General features: G+C 60.9%; 1 protein-coding gene and 3 tRNA genes. All 4 read left to right on the forward strand.

Features of this window, described 5'->3' with window-relative positions:
• The first annotated feature begins 1,802 nt into the window (after positions 1-1,802).
• Positions 1,803-1,888, forward strand: a tRNA-Tyr gene (locus QZM72_RS35375).
• 43 nt (positions 1,889-1,931) lie between these two features.
• Positions 1,932-2,005, forward strand: a tRNA-Gly gene (locus QZM72_RS35380).
• A gap of 22 nt (positions 2,006-2,027) precedes the next feature.
• Positions 2,028-2,102 (forward strand) — tRNA-Thr (locus QZM72_RS35385).
• Positions 2,103-2,168: 66 nt separating this feature from the next.
• Positions 2,169-2,310, forward strand: a 142-nt coding sequence (locus QZM72_RS35390) for a GTP-binding protein (RefSeq protein ID WP_233345785.1), incomplete at its 3' end; no start/stop codon positions are given.

Raw genomic sequence — 2,310 nt, forward strand, 5'->3', positions numbered from 1 at the left:
CCGTGTGAAAGTAGGTAATCGTCAGGCTCCCTTAGCCAAGAACCCCCGCCCGACAAGGCGGGGGTTTTTGCATTTCAGCGTCCTAAAAAGCGCGCAGCGAAGCGTTACCGAGGCTACGTCCGTCGGCCTGCCCCTGACGCAAGCCATCGCAACATCAAACTCCCTCCCTCGCTTCCATCTCCGGCGATTCCGACGATTACTGCTCGTATCCTCGGTCAAGACCGCTCTTGGCTCCTCGCTGCGTATCGTCAAGCGCGATCGTGCGACCCACCTTCCGCTTCCTGCAGTCCGCCATCTCGTCCTCTTGACTTTGATCAAAGCGACCCGACCAAGGGGCCGGCAGCGCCGTGTGTATAGCGGCTCGGACAAGACCAAAATCGGCGCGGATCCTTTCGACATCCGCTCGTCCACTGCCCTTTAACGCGTAAATTTCCTCGATGAGCGAACAGGCTGCACCGCCCACGCGGTTTTGCCATTCACCCATCGGCTTGAACTATGTGCTGTCTGCGCCGACGCCTGGAGGCGTTCGGCGCGTATCGTACTCGGGTCGCCGAATGGGGGGGGGCTCCGACAGGTGAACGCGGGTGCGCCGTGTTTGGACCTTGATCCCGCATCAGCTCGAGCATTGCCGGACACGGACAGCGCACGTTGGATGTCGACGCTTTGACGCCACATATCGGTTTTGTAACGACTTCGGGCGCATGAGGTGCGGCGAGAGGTGCCTGCGTCGAATCCGGTGCGGATAGTCGCGTTCAGCTGGGCAAGGCGGGCGAGGCGCACGACCAGTTGCGATGTCGGCTGTACGCCGAGGATTTGCCGCGATAAGCCGGCGAGCGGGGTTAGGTGGCCTCAACGAAGGGGCGTAAGGCGTCGAGCGGAAGGATCATTTGGCGCGGCGGTAGCGACGTTATGGGGACTGCCGGACCTCGCGCACGTCGTTGCCGAGTAGCGGCTGCAAGCATCGCAAAGCCCGCAGAATTGCCGGATGTATCCTGCGGGACGTCGCCGGACCAGCGCGTGCTGATTCACCGGTTGTGCGCGCTGCACGACGACCGCCAACCCGTGTACCCGGCATCGAGTGCGGCCTTCAACTGTTGATGAACCCCAGGCGCCGGGCATACCTCTTGGTCCTCGTGGCGAAGCCGTTAGCCAGGGCCTGAAGTCGGATCGTCCCGGTCGGCCTCGTGCGGCACCGGGGTGCTTGCCGGCGCTCTGCTGCGTCCGGTTGCGACCGCGAAGAATGTCGTTTCAGAGCAAGCGGGCGCTCGGCGATTTGCACTAGCGTAGGAGAGTAATTCCGGACGGTATCGTGCGTTCCGATGAAGCCGCGAAGGAACGCAGCAGCGACCGAATTCGATGACGGAGCCGGCCCGCTGCAATCGCCGGAACGGTGAAGGTCTTGCCCATACGCGGGACCCGCAGCAATCGACGCCAGGCGATCCGCGGCTCCGCTGCAGGGCGCTTTATTCGGAGCCGGAAGCGTCCCGACCCTCCCGCAAACAACCGCCAGCCGGCTCATCAAAGCCGCCCGGCACGAAATTTGCCGAAATTTTGTGTCTACCCGCTTGGCATTGTGCGAAAGAGGCCGTATGATGGCGGTCTTTCGTTTTTAGCGCGGATGCAGATCGGCGTTGAAGGCGGAGTCTGACGAAGATGTGGCGCCGGTCGGCAACATCTCGCGCTTGCCTTAGCCGGGCGAGGGCGGGATCGGCGGGAAGCAGAAGTCGGGAAGAAAGTGAAAATAATCTTCCGGATGTGCTTGACAGGAGCGTGATGCACCCCCATAATCGTCAGTTCTCTACGGAGGGGTGCCCGAGTGGCTAAAGGGGGCAGACTGTAAATCTGTTGGCTTACGCCTACGTTGGTTCGAATCCAACCTCCTCCACCAAGATATCAGCGCAGTGAGCGGCAAGGAATCGTTAGTGGCCCGTGCGGGTGTAGCTCAATGGTAGAGCAGAAGCCTTCCAAGCTTACGACGAGGGTTCGATTCCCTTCACCCGCTCCAGACCGCTAAGTTGAAGCGTAGCGCCCATGTGGCTCAGTGGTAGAGCACTCCCTTGGTAAGGGAGAGGTCGGCAGTTCGATCCTGCCCATGGGCACCAGCAGTAAAAAGTCAGTGTCTTGTTTGCGCGCGGCGCAACCTGTGAAATTCCTTTTGGGAGTTGAAAATGGCCAAGGAAAAGTTTGAGCGGACCAAGCCGCACGTGAACGTTGGTACGATTGGTCACGTTGACCACGGCAAGACGACGCTGACGGCAGCGATCACGACGGTTCTGACGAAGAAGTTCGGCGGGGAAGCGAAGGCGTACG

It is taken from the genome of Burkholderia sp. AU45388, assembly GCF_030481585.1.
Classification (GTDB): Bacteria; Pseudomonadota; Gammaproteobacteria; order Burkholderiales; family Burkholderiaceae; genus Burkholderia; species Burkholderia sola.